Here is a 16,144-nt window from a genome sequence, read left to right as displayed (position 1 = left end):
TGGCGATGTCGCAGATCTCCTCGAAATGCTCGTAGAGGAAGCTCTCCCGGTGATGGTGCAGGCACCATTTGGCCATGATCGAGCCGCCGCGCGAGACGATGCCCGTGACCCGGTCGACGGTCAGCGGGATGTAGTGCAGCCGCACGCCGGCGTGGATGGTGAAATAGTCGACGCCTTGCTCGGCCTGCTCGATCAGCGTGTCGCGGTAGACCTCCCAGTTCAGATCCTCGGCGATGCCGTTGACCTTTTCCAGCGCCTGATAGAGCGGCACCGTACCGATCGGCACCGGCGCATTGCGCACGATCCAGTCGCGGATGTTGTGGATGTTGCGGCCGGTCGACAGGTCCATCACCGTGTCCGCGCCCCAGCGGATCGCCCAGACCATTTTTTCGACCTCTTCGGCCATCGATGATGTGACAGCCGAGTTACCGATGTTGGCGTTGATCTTCACCAGGAAATTTCGCCCGATGATCATCGGTTCGCTCTCTGGATGGTTGATGTTGGCGGGAATGATTGCGCGTCCGCGCGCCACTTCGTCGCGCACGAATTCGGGTGTGACGAAATCTGGGATCGCCGCGCCGAAGGCTTCGCCGTCGCGTTGCAGCTTGCCGCGCATCACCTCGCGGCCGAGATTCTCGCGGATGGCTACGAACTCCATTTCTGGCGTGATGATGCCGGCGCGCGCATAGGCAAGCTGGGTCACCGCCTTGCCGGCCTTGGCCCTGAGCGGCCGGTTGCGAACGGGAAATTCCGGTGTCAGGCGCTCGCCCGCCGCGAATCCGTTGTCTTCCGGCCGGACATGACGGCCGTCATAGGCTTCGACATCGCCGCGTGCCGTAATCCATTCATGGCGAAGCCGGGCAAGGCCTTTTTCGATGCTGGTTTCGACAGTCGGGTCCGTATAGGGGCCGGACGGATCATAGACGGTGACGGGCGGTTCACCCGCCGTCGGATGGACGGAGATTTCTCGCATCGGCACTTTGATGTGCGGATAAAGGACGCCGGACTTGTGGATTTTCCGTGAGGCGGGCAGCGGTCCCGTCGATACGGCGGGGGTGAGGGCATTCATCGTGAGGCTCCTTTGCTCATGCATTGGAGACCCAGTTCTGTGCCGGAAGGATGAAAAGACGCTTCTGTCGACCTGCCGAAACAGGATATCGGGCGTAAACTCCCGCAAAAGCGCTTGCACCGTCCCTACGCCAGTATGAACTGGATCAGGTTCAACGGGTCACTGCGCCGCGAAAGCCAGCAGTATCTCAGCCCCTTGCCGGGACTCCCCTGGTGAATGCGCCGAATTGAACGGGCCGGCGCTATTTTGTCAAGCGCATTTGGCCCGCGGCGCTGATCGGCGGCCAATCAGACCGGGCAGAAAAGCTCGCGCATGCGTCGGGGACAAGTCACCCCTAGAGGAGCGGCGAAGCGCCCACGATAGGCGAACCATCATGCGGATTCGAAACCTTTTCCAGCACGGCATTTCGGGCTTGCCGAACCGACGTTGCTATCGCCCAATTGGGTGAGATTGCTTTAGATGTCTGTCTTGCTCGTCATCGGCAATCCTTCCGCGTGGCTAGACGCCCCGTTTGTTCCCCCAGAGCAGAACATGAAGCTGCGGCAGTACACGCGCCTCGAACCACCTGTCACGGATCACCTTTTCGACCAGCCATTCCATTCGCTTCATCACGCCGGCCATGTCGATGAACGCGTCTTCGTTACCGGGAAGCGGCGGCGTGTGGTTGCCGGGCTGCAGATAGACGGGTAATTGCGGGTAGCGCGCCGCCGCGTCTTTGGCATAGGCATAGTCATCATCGTCGAAGACGACGAGCTTGAGCGCCATCCGCGGCTTATCCTGCGCAGCCTCGACGCAGGTGTCGAACACGGCCCAATCTGTCGTCATTTCGCTTGAGGGCGGCTTGGGGCTGAGCACCAGCACGTCGAGATCCGCGAACCATTGCTTAGGCACCGAGCCTTGGGTTTCCAACGCAAAGCGGTAGCCCTCACCATGCCCGCGCTCGATCAACCGGCCAAGCGGCTGGATGGCCGGATTGCCGCCCGACAGCGACACCATCACGGGCTGACCGCCGGAAAACGAAATGACCTTTTGCCAGACCATCATCGGTTGACATCATCTCCCAATCATAGCGGAAGCGACTGTCCACCGCATGCAGGCTGTCGCACCAGGAACAGCGATAATCGCACCCGCCCGTTCTTACGAACACCGTCGGCAGGCCGATCAGCATTCCTTCGCCCTGAATGGTCGGCCCAAAAATCTCGCTCACGCGGATTCCGGGCTGCAACGCGCAGGTCATGGCCGGTATTCCGCCCAGGTTTTCGGCGTCTCGCTCACCCGCACGGCGGAGGTTTGTGGTAACCGCACCTTGCACCAGTCGTAGAAGTGCCTGGCCAGACATTCCGCTGTGACACGGTCATGCCCCAGGACGTCGTTAAGATGCCGATGGTCGAACGTCCCATCGATGTAGTGCTTGAGCGCCGCCAGGTCTTGGTAGTCGCGCACAAAGCCATGTTCGTCCAGTTCTCCACCTGAAAGTTCCACTACGACGATGTAGTTGTGGCCGTGTAGACGCGCGCACTGATGATCGGATGGCAAGGAGGTGAGCTGATGCGAGGCCGAGAAGTGGAACTCTTTGGTAATGCGAAACATCACGCGCTCCTTGTCTGGACAGCGTGGAGCCAGAAGTCCGCGTCCTCATAGTCTGTCGGATCGGCAATGCCGGCTAGATCGAATGCTTCGCGCCGTTCGATGCATGTCCCGCAGCGACCGCAATGACGTGCGCCGCCCTTGTAGCAGGACCACGTCGCCTCGAACGGTGTGGCGTACTTTGCCCCCTCGCTAACGATGTCGGCCTTCGACATATTCACATAGGGGGCGTAAAGGCGGATATCGGCGTAACCTGCGAGCGCGTGGTTCTGCATCGTCTGAAAGGCGTCGATAAAAGCGGGCCGGCAATCGAGATAGATGAAATGATCTCCGCCGTGCACGGCAGTGGCCACCGCATCGGCTTGCTGCGCGGCGGCAACCCCGAAGGCGATAGCCAGCATGATGGCGTTCCTGTTCGGCACCACCGTGATCCTCATAGGGTCTTCGGCATAGTGCCCGTCGGGCACATCCACACTATCAGTCAGCGCCGAGCCGCTCAGGTTCCGGCCGACATCGCGGATATCGACGATTTGGTGCGGAACACCCAGCCGTTTGGCGCAGATAGAGGCAAAGCCGAGTTCCTTTTTGTGCCTCTGGCCGTAATCGAACGAAAGCAGGCCAATGAGTTTCTGCTCGGTCGCCACCTTGTGAGCGAGCGAAACGGAATCCAATCCGCCGGAGCAGATGACGAGGGCATTCATGGTTTGAGTCCTTGTTTTGACCGGGTAAGGCTGCGACCGGAGATTTCTCTGCGTTCCCCGTACTCCACGGAGCCGGTTTTGTGAATGGGTGGACGCGATTGAGGCGCACGTACCTTGGTGTCAGCGTCCCCAACACGACTTGCACGCGACTTGTCGCGCATCGTCGACCGCCAAGCGGCTGGGGTCGCCGCGACCTTCGTGCATTGGTAGGAGCCCCCCAAACCGGTGCGCAGCGCGATTGTCGAGACGGCGACAAGCGGTGCATTCCCCGACTGGTCGCGCACCATCTCATTGCATGAACAAATCGCGCGGCTTGTCCGCTACAGCGAGGAGAACCGCGACTAATGCCCACCGGAACTAGAGGCCAAGAGGCGCCGAAAATCGTGAGGACGACGTCACTGCGATGCGGTCGGGCAGACAAAGCCGTCCGACCAGATGGAAGAAGACCGGCGCGAGGTGTCTCAGTGGACGAGGTACTGACTTTCGGTCTCGGGTTGCCTTAAAGAATCAGGCGGCCTTGCGTTCCTTCAAAGCCTTCTCAAAGGCATCCTTGATCGGCTTGGATACGTTCCTCGCTAGCTCTCAACATCAATGCCTGGATGGCCTTGGCCTGCTCAGCGGACTTCTCGATCTGTTTGCGCAGGAATGCGCTTTGCAGTTCGAAGAACTCGGACGGCGACTTCACGGCAACCAAAGCTTCGAGGTGCGTGAAGCCGGCTTCGGCATTGGCTTGCAGAGCCGCAATCGTCTTCAGGAGCATCTCGTTGCTGGTGGTCTTGGCCATTTCACGAAATCGCAGCAACGGATTTATGAAGCTGACATGAATTTGCGCGAGTGGGCTGCACCTCGTGCTGCACGAATACCTCAAGAACTTTCTCGAACGCGGGCCGTGGCTGCGACACGTCTTCGCCGACCGCGGCTGTGTCGGACCGAAGCTTAAGGGCGCGATTCAAAAGATCGGCGCGTTCACCCAGGAGATCGGACTGATTTCGGGCGAAGACTTTCCGCTACTTGCGGGCGTTGCCGAAGACGCAGACCGGTGCATTCTTGACTGCCAAAGCGGCTCTTTACATATTTTCACGCCGCTTCGGTCAGCGTCGGACGACGCGGGCGCGACGTCTTAAACGCTCGTTCAGCTGATAGAGGAACTCATGAACGATATGATTTTTGACCCGTCAATCGCCGCGTAGGATATTTGCTTCGCGCGCGGCCGTGACGAAGGCCCTGCGGGCGGTGGGTGGATAGGCCTCACCTCGTAGTACCTTCAGACAGGCATCCATAGCTGTCCTGCGCTTCTCCGTCTGGAGACCAAAATCCCGCAGGAGGATGGTGGCCGCATCATTGACATCGAACACGAAACGTTCTTTGCGATGGCGACCAATCTGAATCACGACTGGCCTCTCAAATTTTGTTAAGCCGGTCATTTCGCCTCGCCCTCCAAGCCGTACCAACCCAGAGCCTGCGATCACAGCCGGAAGAAAAATCGCGTCGATTGATCCCGCTTGCGGGTTGCCCCGGTCGGTCGCTCAATTGAAAGCTTGGTACGAGGCGCAATTCCCATGTTCAATTCGAACAGATGTTGATCCAACTCCTTGTCCGCGGTCGTCAGGCGATGGTTCAGGCGCAGATAGTCCATCCAGGTCGGCGCGCGAAAGGTTTCTGTCCAAAGCGAAGGATCCTGAAGATCGCGCTGGAGATTCCAGTGCCGCGCACCGACGCGGCTTTGCACGCGCCGTCGTTCCTGCATCCGGTCCAGGAAAGCTTCGACGTTTGCCTCCGGTATTGAGTACTCGATCTTAACGACGATCGGCCCGCTTCTCGGCTTCAGGTCGAGAGCGAGCTGCGGCGTTTCGAAGCCAAAAGGATCCTGATCAGAGTCCTGCCATTGACGGATAGGCATCAGCAACCCGGTGGCCGCGACCATTACGAGCGCGACAGCGGAAACCTCGAGGGCTAAGGTAAGCGAATAGTTCTCGGCCACCGTGCCCCACAGCCAACTGCCGGCCGCGATACCGCCAGACGAAAGGGCATAGTGGATCGAGAGCGTGCGACCGACGACCCACCTTGGGCTTGCCAATTGGACACTCACGTCGAGCCCCGTCCAGGTGACGACCCAGCCCGCGCCGCCGAGCGCCAGCGCAATAGCCGCCACCACCACTGAGGAAGTGAGAGCAAGAGACAGACAACACGCCGCACAGGCAATGCATGCCAGTGTTGTCAGCCGCTCCTGGGACAGAGACCGCCTCAAGACATTGTTGCAAATGCCGACGCACAAGGCGCCTGTTCCGAAGCCGGCCATCAGGACACCATAAACGATTGGTCCTCCCCCTAGTTGATTGCGGGCAACGAGAGGCAGGAGCGCGAGTATGGAGATGCTGGTCAGGCCAAAAAGCGCACCACGCGCGATTGCCGCCTTGATCTCCGCCGACAGGGCCGTGAAGCGCGCTCCGTCATGAATAGCAGTGGTCAATGGCTCGCGCGGGAGAGGTGAGGCGCGAACATCCCATTTGCGGCGCCCTATGGTCCACAGCAGCGCTACATAGGTCAGCGTCGCCACAGCGAAAGCTGTCAGAGGTCCAAAGGAGGCAACGACGATGCCACCGAGCGCCGGGCCGACGCTTCGAACGGCGTTGTATCCAACCGAGATCAGCGTGACCGCGGCTGGGACTTCGCGTTTTCGCAAGATATCGCCCACCGACGCGTGCCAGGCAGGATCGGTGAACGCGGCTCCCGCTCCGGCCAAACAGCTGAATGCGAGAACCATCCATGGATTGAAAATCCCCACGGCCGCAAGAACAGTCAGCATCGCCGAGGACAATGCTATCGCGCAACCAGCCGGCGAACATGAGATTGCGGCGGCTGTAGTTGTCAGCCAGGACCCCGGCGATAATCGACAGGACGAATACGGGCAGTGTGGTCGAAGCCTGCACCAAGGCGACCATGACGTCCGACGTCGAAATGGTCGCCATCAGCCAACTGATGGCGACGGTTTGAATGAGCCAGCCAAGGCTGGCGACCTGTGTGGCAAGCCAGATCGAACGAAAGGTCGCATTCTCGAGCGGCGCAAATGTCGCCGACGAAGCCGGACTCGCATCTTCGCGCGCCACCCTGCTCATTGGGTTGAGCCCTCCCTTGGTCTATCGGTCGTGTTAGAGGTGCCCTCCCGGCCCACGTGCCCATGGAGGAATGGCACCATGAGCGCATTTTGTCGGGGCAGCGCAAGATATTTCTTTACCGCTGGCACTCTGGCGCAAGCGATTGCTTTATCTGGAATTGCCACCAACGCGCTTTCATGATTGCTGGGTCCATGTCACGTCCTCGCCTGCTGCCTGAAAAGAATTTTCCGGGCTACGCATACCTGCCTGGCAAACATCCACATCCGGTTCGCGACCCGTTGGGTCACAGTTATCAAAGCGACCCGGTCACCCTTGTTACAGTCGAGGAATCACTCAGTTCAAACGTGTTCCGATGGGGAATCGACCTTTTCAACCACGGGTATTACTGGGAAGCTCATGAGGCTTGGGAGCCTCTTTGGCATGCTGCGAAACAAAGCGCCCAGCATCGCCTGTTCTTCAAGGCATTGATCCTGTTGGCGGCGGCCGGGGTGAAGATCCGCGAGGGAAAGCGGGCCGCTGCCTTGCGGCATGCGGCAAGAGCTGCAGGGCTTTTTCGTCGGGTGGCGCTTCTGCCGAGCCGGCCCTTTGAGGCCGCACTCGGAATCACACCTGCCGCGCTCGCGGCAGAGGCCGAAGCGGCCACAACGTTCCCGACTGCTTTGCGAGAGCCGATGCCTGGCCAGCTGCCTGAGCCCGTTTTCGATTTCATTCTCGCACCGAACTCCGAGAGGAGCTGATGGATGGCCAGTACGGACGTCTTCGTTACTTGGACGCACTGCTGCGTCTGTCGTGAACAGTTTGACAAGGGCTTCAATCCTGGCGCAGTCGACCTACCGCTGAGCCCGGCTCTGGCGGAGGACCCATGGCAGGCGCCGCTTCCATCGTTGACCTCGCGGCAAAGAAACATCTTTCTGCCACCGCTTTAACTTGCGGGTTCGTCTGCGCCCAGTCTGTTCGTGCGATGCTTCCGCCATCGGCGCTTCCTCAACCGTCGGCGGCTTGGGAAGCGATCCGTCGGGTACGATCTCGTCCTTGGCATCGGATGCAGCTTCGCCGGTGGTAGGCATGGGCTGTGGACGACCATCCTCGGCAAAAATCGGCTGCGGCGTCGCTTCAGCGATCGCACCTTCCTTCTTCGCTTCGGAGAGTTCGTTCGCGATGGCAGCCAGGTCGATGCCGCCCCAGATCGACTGTGGCCGCTTCACGAGCTCACGCTTCTGTTTGATCTCGACGACAAAGGGGCGCTGCGGCTGCCTCATGGTGATCTCGTGGATTTAGGGGAGTTGCGAGTGTCCTCTAGGCGGAGCGCACGCCTTCGTCCACCCGCAGCCACGCATTCTCCAAAGGTTTTCGGAGACGTTGCCGCCGTCCAAGCCATGACGAGAGCTGCTCACCTCCGACGCCTGGGCCTACGCTCCCGATCTCTTGTCCTGTCAGCATGATCGTCATGACGATCATATCGCCCACGCAGTCGCCTTTGCTGGGCCCATCGCGAAGCCGCAAAAGATTCAGAATGCAATGAAGATGGTGGCCGCTCCTATCCATACCTCCATGTTCCCGAGTGCATCAGACGCGTCCAACGCATTTTCGGAATCGATCACGAGCGATCGATTCATGCTGTTGATGGAAGCATGCCGGGTGGCACGAGTGGCCGGGCACAGATTGCCGCTCGACAACCGCTCGGCAATCCCAAAGCCGCACTTGGGGCACATCGCCTCGGCTTCCCTTCACCGGGTTGAGAAGTCGCAAGAGGTGGCGCTGACCAGGCTTGTTCCACAGCCCTCATTGTCGTTGATCCAGACGCGCGGGGTGGTGCGTGGGCACCCTGCTCGATTGCCTGGATCACCGGTCGTCAGTGTAGAGCGGCAGCGTAGCCCCTGCGCTGGACCTCGAGCTCCGCCGGCGACATCGTCGACCGCAAGCGTAGCTCGACATAGACGGCCTCCGCTGGGTCCGCCTCACGCCCGTAGCCTGAGGCAAACATACTGCAAAGCCTACAATCAGGCGTTCCCATTTACGGCGCGCCCGGCGCGCCCATTCTGCATCGAGACGTACGCGGTCGGGATAGCGGTTTTCTCCCGATCGACGAACTCGAAGACGGCGAGATCGAAACCATCGACGAATTTCGATCCCTTCGAGTATAAGCCGGCTCATTGAGCCAGCTTAGCCTGGCATGCGTCGAAACAGAAAGCCCGATTCGCCAACCGCCACAATTACGAAAACATGGATCAGGTTAGGTCGGCTATGTCCTAAGGGAGCATCGCGATTTTCGCTATCTTTGAATTTTGGGAGCTCTTGGCTTCGCAACTTGGGTATCCAAATTTCGCGGTTGAAATTTACTTTTTCCGAATTGCTCTGTGCTAGGGACCCACACGAAGCACCTACTCTAGCGCGGGGGAGTGAAAGAGTGATGCAGCGTCGGTCTGCCGCAAGGTTCGGTGACCTTCTGGCGGGAGATTTGCGGGCTTTTGGCGGGCCCTCGACGATCGAACCACTTGCCGGCCGAATCAGGGCGGAGCAGGTCAGTATCGTGCTTCGCAACACGCCTCTTGGCATGGTTGCGAACATACTCAATGCGGCCACTCTTGTTATGGCGCTTTGGGGCTCGCCCGACCAAACGAAAGCCATCCTCTGGGCGAGTGTCATCATCGCCGCCGCTGGGTTCGTAGGCCTAAGAGCGAGATCATCGTTTCAGTCAGTCAAACCCGGTCGGTGTCTCGCCGAGCAACACAAAACCTGGTGCGGAACGCCTTCCTGTTCGGCACTTGGTGGGGAGCACTTCCCGTTCTGTTCTTCAGCGGGGCAACAAGTGCCGCCCAGGTTGTCATTACCTGCCTGAGCGCCGGGATGATCGCGGGCGGTGCCGCTTCTTTTTACACGATTCCCATTGCGGCCGTCGCGTATACGCTGCCGATCTTCGTCGGTTCGATGCTTGCGATTGCGTGGGTGGAAGGCGCCATCAATCTGCTCGTCGCAATCCTGATAGTGAGCTACGCCATCACGCTGTTTCGCGCAGTGCTCGCTCACGCGGTCGAATTTACCCGACGCTTCATTCTGCAAGCGGAAAGCGAAAATGCCATTCGCAGGGATGTTCTAACGAGTTTGCCAAACCGGTTCAGCTTCAACGAGCGGCTGGAGAACGCGTTGGTGGACGCAAAGCAGTTTGACCAGCACTTTGCGTTGCTTTTGTTCGATCTTAACAATTTTGCCGAGGTGAATGATCGCTTTGGCCGAGCCATGGCGGATGCCCTTTTGGTTGAAGTGGCTGCGAGACTTCGGAGATCGACGCGGGAGAGCGATGGCATTGCGAGATTGGAGGGCGGCGAATTTGCAATAATCGCTACGCGCGATATCAGGCCAGATCAAATCAGGTCCTTGGCCAAACAGATCATAGAGGCCATGCGCGCCCCGTTCTTGATCGAAGGGCGCGAAATATATTGCAGGGCCTCTATAGGTATCGCTTTGGCGCCCACTGACGGTTTGGATGCCAACCAACTCCTGCGGTGCGTCGATACCGCGCTACACAGGGCTAAGACGCTGGGGGCGGGGTCCATCCAGTTTTTCAGCCCAAGCGACGATGAAGCTGCTGCCAGGCGCCATGCCCTTGAACGCGATCTGGCATCTGCGCTTGCCAACGACCAGCTTTGGCTCGCATTTCAACCCTTTCTCGACCTCGGGAGCGATCGCATCCGAGGTTTTGAAGCGCTTCTGCGATGGCAGCATCCGACCCTTGGCCAGATCCCTCCGACAGAGTTCATACCCATCGCTGAAGAAACGGATTTGATTCACTCCATCGGACACTGGGTCGTCAAAACGGCTTGTTTGGCAGCGGCGCGCTGGCCGCGCGACTTGCGGGTCTCCGTCAACTTGTCGGTAGTGCAGCTTAGGAATAAAGCCTTGCTGGATGGAATTGTAGTGGCCTTGGCTGAAGCCGGTTTGGACCCCCGAAGACTCGAGGTCGAGATCACAGAAACTGTGCTGATTTCGAATTTTGAAGAAACGATTTCATTATTACAATCGTTAATTTCCCTATCCGTCACAGTTGCTCTTGACGATTTTGGCACCGGCTATTCATCACTGACCTATCTTCGTAAATTGCCGCTTTCGCGGCTCAAGATCGACCGATCTTTTGTCCAGGATATGCTCACCGATGCGGACTGTGCCGCGATTGTAAGATCATTGGTTGAGTTGGCACATGAGCTTCGAATTGAGGTAACAGCCGAAGGCGTAGAAACTCCCGAACAGCTCGACTATCTGCGATGCGTCAGATGTGATGAAGCTCAAGGCTATTTAATCGGGAAACCTGTCCGGATAAGCGAAATTCCTGGCATTGCCGCGGAGCCGGTTGGTCAGGAGCTAGATACTTAAATAGCAGGACCGACACTTTGGCGGCGATGGTCTGGTTGTCTCGTATCTCGACGGTGACGACCGCCTTGCTCAGGTAGGCTGAAGGCCGCAAGTCCATGCGAGCACTGGAAGTAGCCCTGTGACGAAGCATCAGATCGAGGTGATCACGTCGGTCGAGCGGCGCCGGCGCTGGTTTCGGGAGGAGAAGGAGCGGCTGGTCGCAGCGACGTTTGAGGCTGAGGCCAGTTTTGGAGATCGCGCGATCTCTCGGCATTCATATGAGCCACCTTTTCCCGAGAGGCGGTGCCGGATCCTGGTGGCGGGTCAACGCCGGAGGATGTATCAAGCGTTTCGTACGCCGCTGCTTTCCTCTTAAACCGTCATTGCTCTGACAACACATTCTGCAATGGTCGGCGAGTTGTCGATGAGGCACCTGTTCACGCAAACCAGCTGTTCAGCAGGTCGGGAGGAACGAATGAACCCAGAGGCTTTCAGCAGCCCAGTTTTTGTGAAGCGTGCAACCTACATCGTGCAGGAGATTGCCAGCCTTGCGGACGCCGTCGACTTCCTCAATGAATGGCCAGAAGATCGCAGAGACCTGATCCACGAAGCCGCCCTCAGGACCTGCTATGACGCATACGATGGGCGAAAACCTGTAAGCGCAGCGCGCAATGCCTTTTTCGGCTTTGCGAAACGGGCCGCCATATTGGAAGATGCAATTTCCGCCATGCAATGGCTCTCTGCCTGCAAGTCCGGCCGTGGAAAAGTGCAGGTATAGGAGTCTGGCACGGGGCACGCTGAGGGGGGCATTGTGTCGGGATTTCAGGGATAGCCGAAAGCAGGAACAGGTCTCGACATTAACGGCAAAACGGCAGTCTCACGCAATCTCGCCGTGAATCAGACAACCGCACATCGGTCGCGAGTGGCTAAGTTCAGCGACGAAGATGCAGCGAGCCGATTCGGCTCGGCAAAGAAGTGCGACCGAGGCCTATTCGCCTCACAGGAGCGGAGAAATGACCGGCTTGAGCAGATTTGAGAGGCCAGTCGTTGTTCAGGTTAGCCACCACAGCTCAGAGCGGATCGTGTTCGAGGTCAATGACGCGGCCGCTATCTTGCTACGGGATCTTCAACGTCAGACCGTGAAACGGAAGGCCGCGATGGACGCCTGTCTGCAGGTGTTGCGTGGGGAGACTTATCCAGCAGCGGCTCGAAGAGCTTTCGTGGCAGCCGCGCTTGAAGCAAAGATACTTCGCGGCGATTAGAAAGCCGGGATGCTCAGGAACTGCTGACTGACCATCAGGGACAGCTGTTTGGGTTGCAACCATGATGGCTCTTCAGTTCGAATTCGGTTCTCGGGTGGCGAGCGGAAGCTTGAGAGCAAAGATCTGACGGCTGACATGCGGATGCTTCAGATGCCGCCCATGCAGAGGTATTTCATTTCGAGGTAATCCTCGAGCCCGTGGCGCGAACCCTCCCGTCCGATGGCGGACTGCTTCATCCCGCCGAAGGGTGCGGCTTCCGATGACATGCGTCCCGTGTTGATGCCCACCATGCCATACTCCAATGCCTCGGCCACACGCCAGACACGCAGCAGGTTCGAGGCATAGAAGTAAGCGGCGAGGCCGTAGATCGTGTCATTGGCCTCGTGCACAACCTGATCCGCATCGTCGAAGCGAATGGTTGGGGCCAGCGGCCCGAATGTCTCCTCTTGCGCAATGGTCATCTCGCTGGAGACTTCAGTGAGGACCGTCGGTTGGAAAAACGTGCCATCCTTGCCAATGCGTTCGCCCCCGCGGCGAATTGTACCGCCTTTTGCGACGGCATCGGCGATGTGCGATTCGATCTTGGTGAGCGCATGCCTGTCGATCAGCGGGCCAATGGCGACACCTGGATCGAAACCGTCACCAACCTGGAGCTGGCGAACCCGCTCCACGAATTTGTCGACAAATTCATCGTGAACGCCCGATTGGACGTAAAGGCGGTTTGCGGAAACGCAGGTTTGACCCGCGTTGCGGAACTTGGCCTGGATAGCACCGTCGACTGCCGCATCGACGACTGCATCGTCAAAGACGATGAAAGGCGCATTGCCGCCGAGCTCGAGACTGACCTTCTTGATCTGGTCCGAGCATTGGCGCATGAGCAGTCGGCCGACCTCGGTCGAGCCGGTGAAGCTGATCTTGCGGACCTTGGGGTTTGTGCAGAGTTCACGGCCGACGGCATCGCCTTCAGACGCATAGATCAGGTTGACCACGCCTTCGGGAAAGCCAGCCTCATGCGCAAGGGCAAACATTGCACCCGCCACGAGCGGCGTCTGTTCAGCGGGTTTCAGCACGATCGTGCAGCCCGCGGCCAAGGCCGGCGAGATCTTGCGCGCCACCATGGAGGCCGGGAAATTCCACGGCGTAATCGTGCCGACGACGCCGATCGGCTGCTTGATCACCAGCAGGCGACGGTCCGTCGATGGCGCGGAGATCGTCTCGCCATAGATGCGGTTGGCCTCTTCGGCGTACCATTGCAGGTACGCCGCCGCATGCGACACTTCCGAGTTAGCCTCGGCAAGGGGCTTGCCCATTTCCGCGGTCAATACTCGCGGCAAGGTCATCGGCGTGGTCGATAATCAGCTGATGCCAGCGCCACAGAACGTCGCTGCGTTCACGGGCCGTCAATGCCGCCCATCCAGGCTGCGCTCTATATGCTCTATCGATCGCAGTGCGTGTCTCCTCGACGCCCATGTCGGGAAGCTCTGCCAGCACTTCGCCTGTCGATGGGTGAGGACCACAAATGTGCGCTCACTGACTGGTTTGCCAAGCGCCGGCAGGCGGTCAAGGCTGCCAAACAGGTCAGGAGATTTGAGGTGGCGGATCAAAGGCGGGAGCAGCGGCAATGTCGATTCCTTAAAGCTCTTGGCCTGTCCGGCCGGGGGGACATCTACTGCCCACGTGTGGCTTTTGCATAGGACCACCTCTCACGAAAATCGTGCATCCTTGGGCCGGGTGGACCTGCCGCGGGAAAGGCCGACGGCCCGCTTCCGTCTGAACCGGCGAGGCCGAACCGTTCTATACCGGCTTCGTCCTGGGCCCCCATTTGCCCCAAGCGATCAACTTCTCGTCGCCCCGGCTCGTAGCGCTTGCAGCGCCGTCCCTCTCAGGTATCGCATCGGGGCCGCAAGGCGTGTCGTGACGTGAGCCCCAACGGGGGGTGCTGGACGATACATGAGAGGTTGCAGCCGCCGGTCAAAACCGGCCTTGCAACTTTCTCGTTTTTACTGCCCTGACGCAGAAGTTTCGGTTATGAATCGGGACTGGCCTGACGGCCTGCCGACGTTGCATTTGTTACAAAGGAAAACGCATATGGCGACTGGAACGGTGAAGTGGTTAAACAGCACAAAGGGATTTGGGTTTATCCAGCCCGACAATGGCGGTCAGGATGTTTTTGTCCACATTTCCGCCGTTGAACGAGCAGGCCTCTCGACCCTCGCTGATGGCCAGAAGATCAACTATGAAATCGAACAGGACCGCCGCACCGGAAAGTCCTCAGCTGGCAGCCTCAGCAAAGCTGGCTGAAATTTTTTCCCCTGGCTCCTGTCAACAGCGGATGGACGCGGTCCGCCCGGATGTACTGACGGTCGCGCGAAATGCAGGCTGCTGCAAGGCTGCGCGGAGTCCCGGGGAAGCCAAGCGGCTTGAAAGGGAAGGCGGGATAGACCCCGCCTTTTCATATTCCGGACAGAGCCAATGGCAACTGCGTACCCCAGAACAAAGCTCGATTGCTGAAATCAAGCTGCGACCTTCTTGCGGGTCCGCTTCGCCGGTGCCGGCTGTTCCGGCTCTACTGGTTTGCGTCCGAGACCCATCGTCTTGGCCAATGCCGAGCGCGTGGCGGCGTAATTCGGCGCGACCATGGGATAATCAGCCGGCAGACCCCATTTGGCGCGATATGCGTCCGGCGTCAGCCCATAATGGGTCGACAGATGGCGCTTGAGCGATTTGAACTTCTTGCCGTCCTCAAGGCAGATGATGTGGTCCGGCGTCACCGACTTCCTGATCGATATGGCAGGCTTGAGAACCTCCGGTTCTTCTGCGGAAATACTGGCGCCGGCCGTGCCTTTGAGTGCCGCGTGCACCTGGCCGATCAGGGCAGGGAGTTCACCCACCGGGACCGGATTGCTGGAGACATAGGCTGAGACGACATCGGCGGTGAGCTCGATGAGGACGGCGACGGTGTTGTCGGCTTCTTCTGTCATGAAACTCTCCGGGTGGCTTGAAAGACAGTCGGCGAAGTGTCGCTACATAGTGGCGGTTACCGCTGAAAGCAATAAAGCCCCGTCAAGACTATTGCGATGCTCGTCCTGCACTGTGGTCAATAGGGACTCATCCCGTCTTGCGCGTTCTGATCCGACCGCAGTTGGGCACATCCATGCTCGATGTAGCATGAGCGAGCGATCCTGACCTGAAACGCAGCCAAGCCTGTCCTTGATCTCTTCTATCCCGAAGATTGGAATCGATCATTCGGAGAAGTCCGGTCCGGCACGCTCACCGATGGCTGCGAACAGACTAGCCGCATGTAAAGCAGCAGAATCGAACTGGCAGGTGGGGCAGGCGTTCTCCTGTTCTTCTGCAACGATCTCGTCGAGACCGAAACGATTGCCCGAGCACCCCCGCGGCGCCAAAGCGCGTGCTTAGGGGGACGGCCCGGTGCCCAGCATCAGAGAGCCGGGGACTTCGGTTGGCGCGTTCAGCTTCCTCCTCGACCAGCGCTTCGCCGCGAAAAGTAGCATCGTGACATTGGTGGAAAGGGGGAGGGAAGAAAGACGCCCACGGCGCTTGTGCTGAGGCAGCATCCGCACCGACCGCACCAGTGTTCCCAACCGAAAAACCCGCCACTCTTGCGGGCGAGAGCGGCGGGCTTTTTTGCAGAGTTACTCGAACTGAATACGCGTTCCCACTCACATTAGATGCGGATAATTAAGGCTGTATTAAAATGCAAAATTTGGGCATCTAAATCGATCCGAGCGCAAGATACCGCGCGCCCGGACGTTCGGGGCCTAAATTGTCGCCGTGGTCAAATCGACAAACCATCAGCCATCAGAAAATCTCTGCTTGACGTAACGTAAGGTCCCGTGTTTTTCGCCGTGCATGGAGCGACTTCCAGTCTCGGTCCAGGGCGACGAAAATGAGGGGCAGCGATGGTGGCTGGCGAACCAAACGACGTGCGCGTCAAGCGTTGCGGTGGGGATGGGTCGTTCATATTGTGGAGGACGGCAAACTGACAGTTCATCGGTTCAAGATACAGTGTCCCGCCGAGAATTTCGCCGATGGCTAACG

Annotated in this window: 11 protein-coding genes, 5 pseudogenes and 1 riboswitch; of the genes and pseudogenes, 6 read left to right on the top strand and 10 right to left on the bottom strand. The window is 58.9% G+C overall.

Features of this window, described 5'->3' with window-relative positions; translation table 11 throughout:
- From EN874_RS31470 to EN874_RS31450, 5 genes and pseudogenes are all read right to left on the bottom strand, one after another.
- Positions 1-1,069: phosphomethylpyrimidine synthase ThiC (locus EN874_RS31470; RefSeq protein WP_189342946.1), on the bottom strand; the 1,069-nt coding region annotated here is incomplete at its 3' end.
- A 104-nt stretch (positions 1,070-1,173) separates the two neighbouring features.
- Positions 1,174-1,290: riboswitch (TPP riboswitch) on the bottom strand.
- Between the two features lie 277 nt (positions 1,291-1,567).
- Positions 1,568-2,306: pseudogene (queE, locus tag EN874_RS31465) on the bottom strand (7-carboxy-7-deazaguanine synthase QueE).
- Positions 2,303-2,659: a 6-carboxytetrahydropterin synthase QueD gene (gene queD / locus EN874_RS31460; RefSeq protein WP_126101879.1), complete on the bottom strand. Its 357-nt coding sequence runs from the start codon at positions 2,657-2,659 to the stop codon at positions 2,303-2,305. The pseudogene queE and the gene queD overlap by 4 nt, the downstream one beginning before the upstream one ends.
- A complete protein-coding gene (queC, locus tag EN874_RS31455) occupies positions 2,659-3,357 on the bottom strand; it encodes a 7-cyano-7-deazaguanine synthase QueC (RefSeq protein WP_126101878.1) in 699 nt (232 codons plus the stop codon). Before queC ends, queD begins: the two co-directional genes overlap by 1 nt.
- 507 nt (positions 3,358-3,864) lie before the next feature.
- Positions 3,865-4,144: pseudogene (locus EN874_RS31450) on the bottom strand (phasin family protein); the annotation flags it as partial.
- 76 nt (positions 4,145-4,220) lie between these two features.
- On the opposite strand from EN874_RS31450, the pseudogene EN874_RS34660 reads away from it, so the two are divergent.
- A pseudogene (locus EN874_RS34660) lies at positions 4,221-4,337 on the top strand (IS5/IS1182 family transposase); the annotation flags it as partial.
- 195 nt (positions 4,338-4,532) lie between these two features.
- On the opposite strand, the gene EN874_RS31440 reads toward EN874_RS34660, so the two are convergent.
- Positions 4,533-4,781 carry a DUF982 domain-containing protein gene (locus tag EN874_RS31440; RefSeq protein WP_126101876.1) on the bottom strand — a complete coding sequence of 83 codons (249 nt, stop codon included), beginning with the start codon at positions 4,779-4,781 and terminating at the stop codon, positions 4,533-4,535.
- A gap of 41 nt (positions 4,782-4,822) precedes the next feature.
- Positions 4,823-6,473, bottom strand: a pseudogene (locus EN874_RS31435) (MFS transporter).
- A gap of 62 nt (positions 6,474-6,535) precedes the next feature.
- On the opposite strand from EN874_RS31435, the gene EN874_RS31430 reads away from it, so the two are divergent.
- Positions 6,536-7,210: a DUF309 domain-containing protein gene (locus EN874_RS31430; protein WP_245460088.1), complete on the top strand. Its 675-nt coding sequence runs from the start codon at positions 6,536-6,538 to the stop codon at positions 7,208-7,210.
- Positions 7,211-7,303: 93 nt separating this feature from the next.
- Here EN874_RS31430 and EN874_RS31425 read toward each other — a convergent pair whose 3' ends face one another.
- A complete protein-coding gene (locus tag EN874_RS31425) occupies positions 7,304-7,732 on the bottom strand; it encodes a hypothetical protein (RefSeq protein ID WP_126101875.1) in 429 nt (142 codons plus the stop codon).
- A 1,480-nt stretch (positions 7,733-9,212) separates the two neighbouring features.
- Here EN874_RS31425 and EN874_RS31420 point away from each other — a divergent pair.
- From EN874_RS31420 to EN874_RS31410, 3 genes are all read left to right on the top strand, one after another.
- Positions 9,213-10,841, top strand: coding sequence for an EAL domain-containing protein (locus tag EN874_RS31420; protein WP_245460087.1), 1,629 nt, complete (start codon positions 9,213-9,215; stop codon positions 10,839-10,841).
- Between the two features lie 454 nt (positions 10,842-11,295).
- A complete protein-coding gene (locus tag EN874_RS31415) occupies positions 11,296-11,598 on the top strand; it encodes a DUF982 domain-containing protein (protein WP_126101874.1) in 303 nt (100 codons plus the stop codon).
- 235 nt (positions 11,599-11,833) lie between these two features.
- Positions 11,834-12,082 carry a DUF982 domain-containing protein gene (locus EN874_RS31410; RefSeq protein ID WP_126101873.1) on the top strand — a complete coding sequence of 83 codons (249 nt, stop codon included), beginning with the start codon at positions 11,834-11,836 and terminating at the stop codon, positions 12,080-12,082.
- A gap of 146 nt (positions 12,083-12,228) precedes the next feature.
- On the opposite strand, the pseudogene EN874_RS31405 reads toward EN874_RS31410, so the two are convergent.
- Positions 12,229-13,659: pseudogene (locus EN874_RS31405) on the bottom strand (NAD-dependent succinate-semialdehyde dehydrogenase).
- A gap of 511 nt (positions 13,660-14,170) precedes the next feature.
- Between EN874_RS31405 and EN874_RS31400 the strand changes: the two are divergent.
- Complete coding sequence (locus EN874_RS31400) at positions 14,171-14,383, top strand: cold-shock protein (RefSeq protein WP_126101872.1); 213 nt, start codon at positions 14,171-14,173, stop codon at positions 14,381-14,383.
- A 212-nt stretch (positions 14,384-14,595) separates the two neighbouring features.
- Here EN874_RS31400 and EN874_RS31395 read toward each other — a convergent pair whose 3' ends face one another.
- Positions 14,596-15,063, bottom strand: a complete 468-nt coding sequence (locus EN874_RS31395) for a MucR family transcriptional regulator (RefSeq protein ID WP_126101871.1) — start codon at positions 15,061-15,063, stop codon at positions 14,596-14,598.
- Positions 15,064-16,144: the final 1,081 nt, after the last annotated feature.

Origin of the sequence: Mesorhizobium sp. M1D.F.Ca.ET.231.01.1.1 (assembly GCF_003999155.2) — a bacterium.
In the GTDB taxonomy this organism is placed as follows: domain Bacteria; phylum Pseudomonadota; class Alphaproteobacteria; order Rhizobiales; family Rhizobiaceae; genus Mesorhizobium.
The sequence above is the reverse complement of the archived record's forward strand: the minus strand, read 5'-3'. Positions and strand labels throughout refer to the sequence as shown.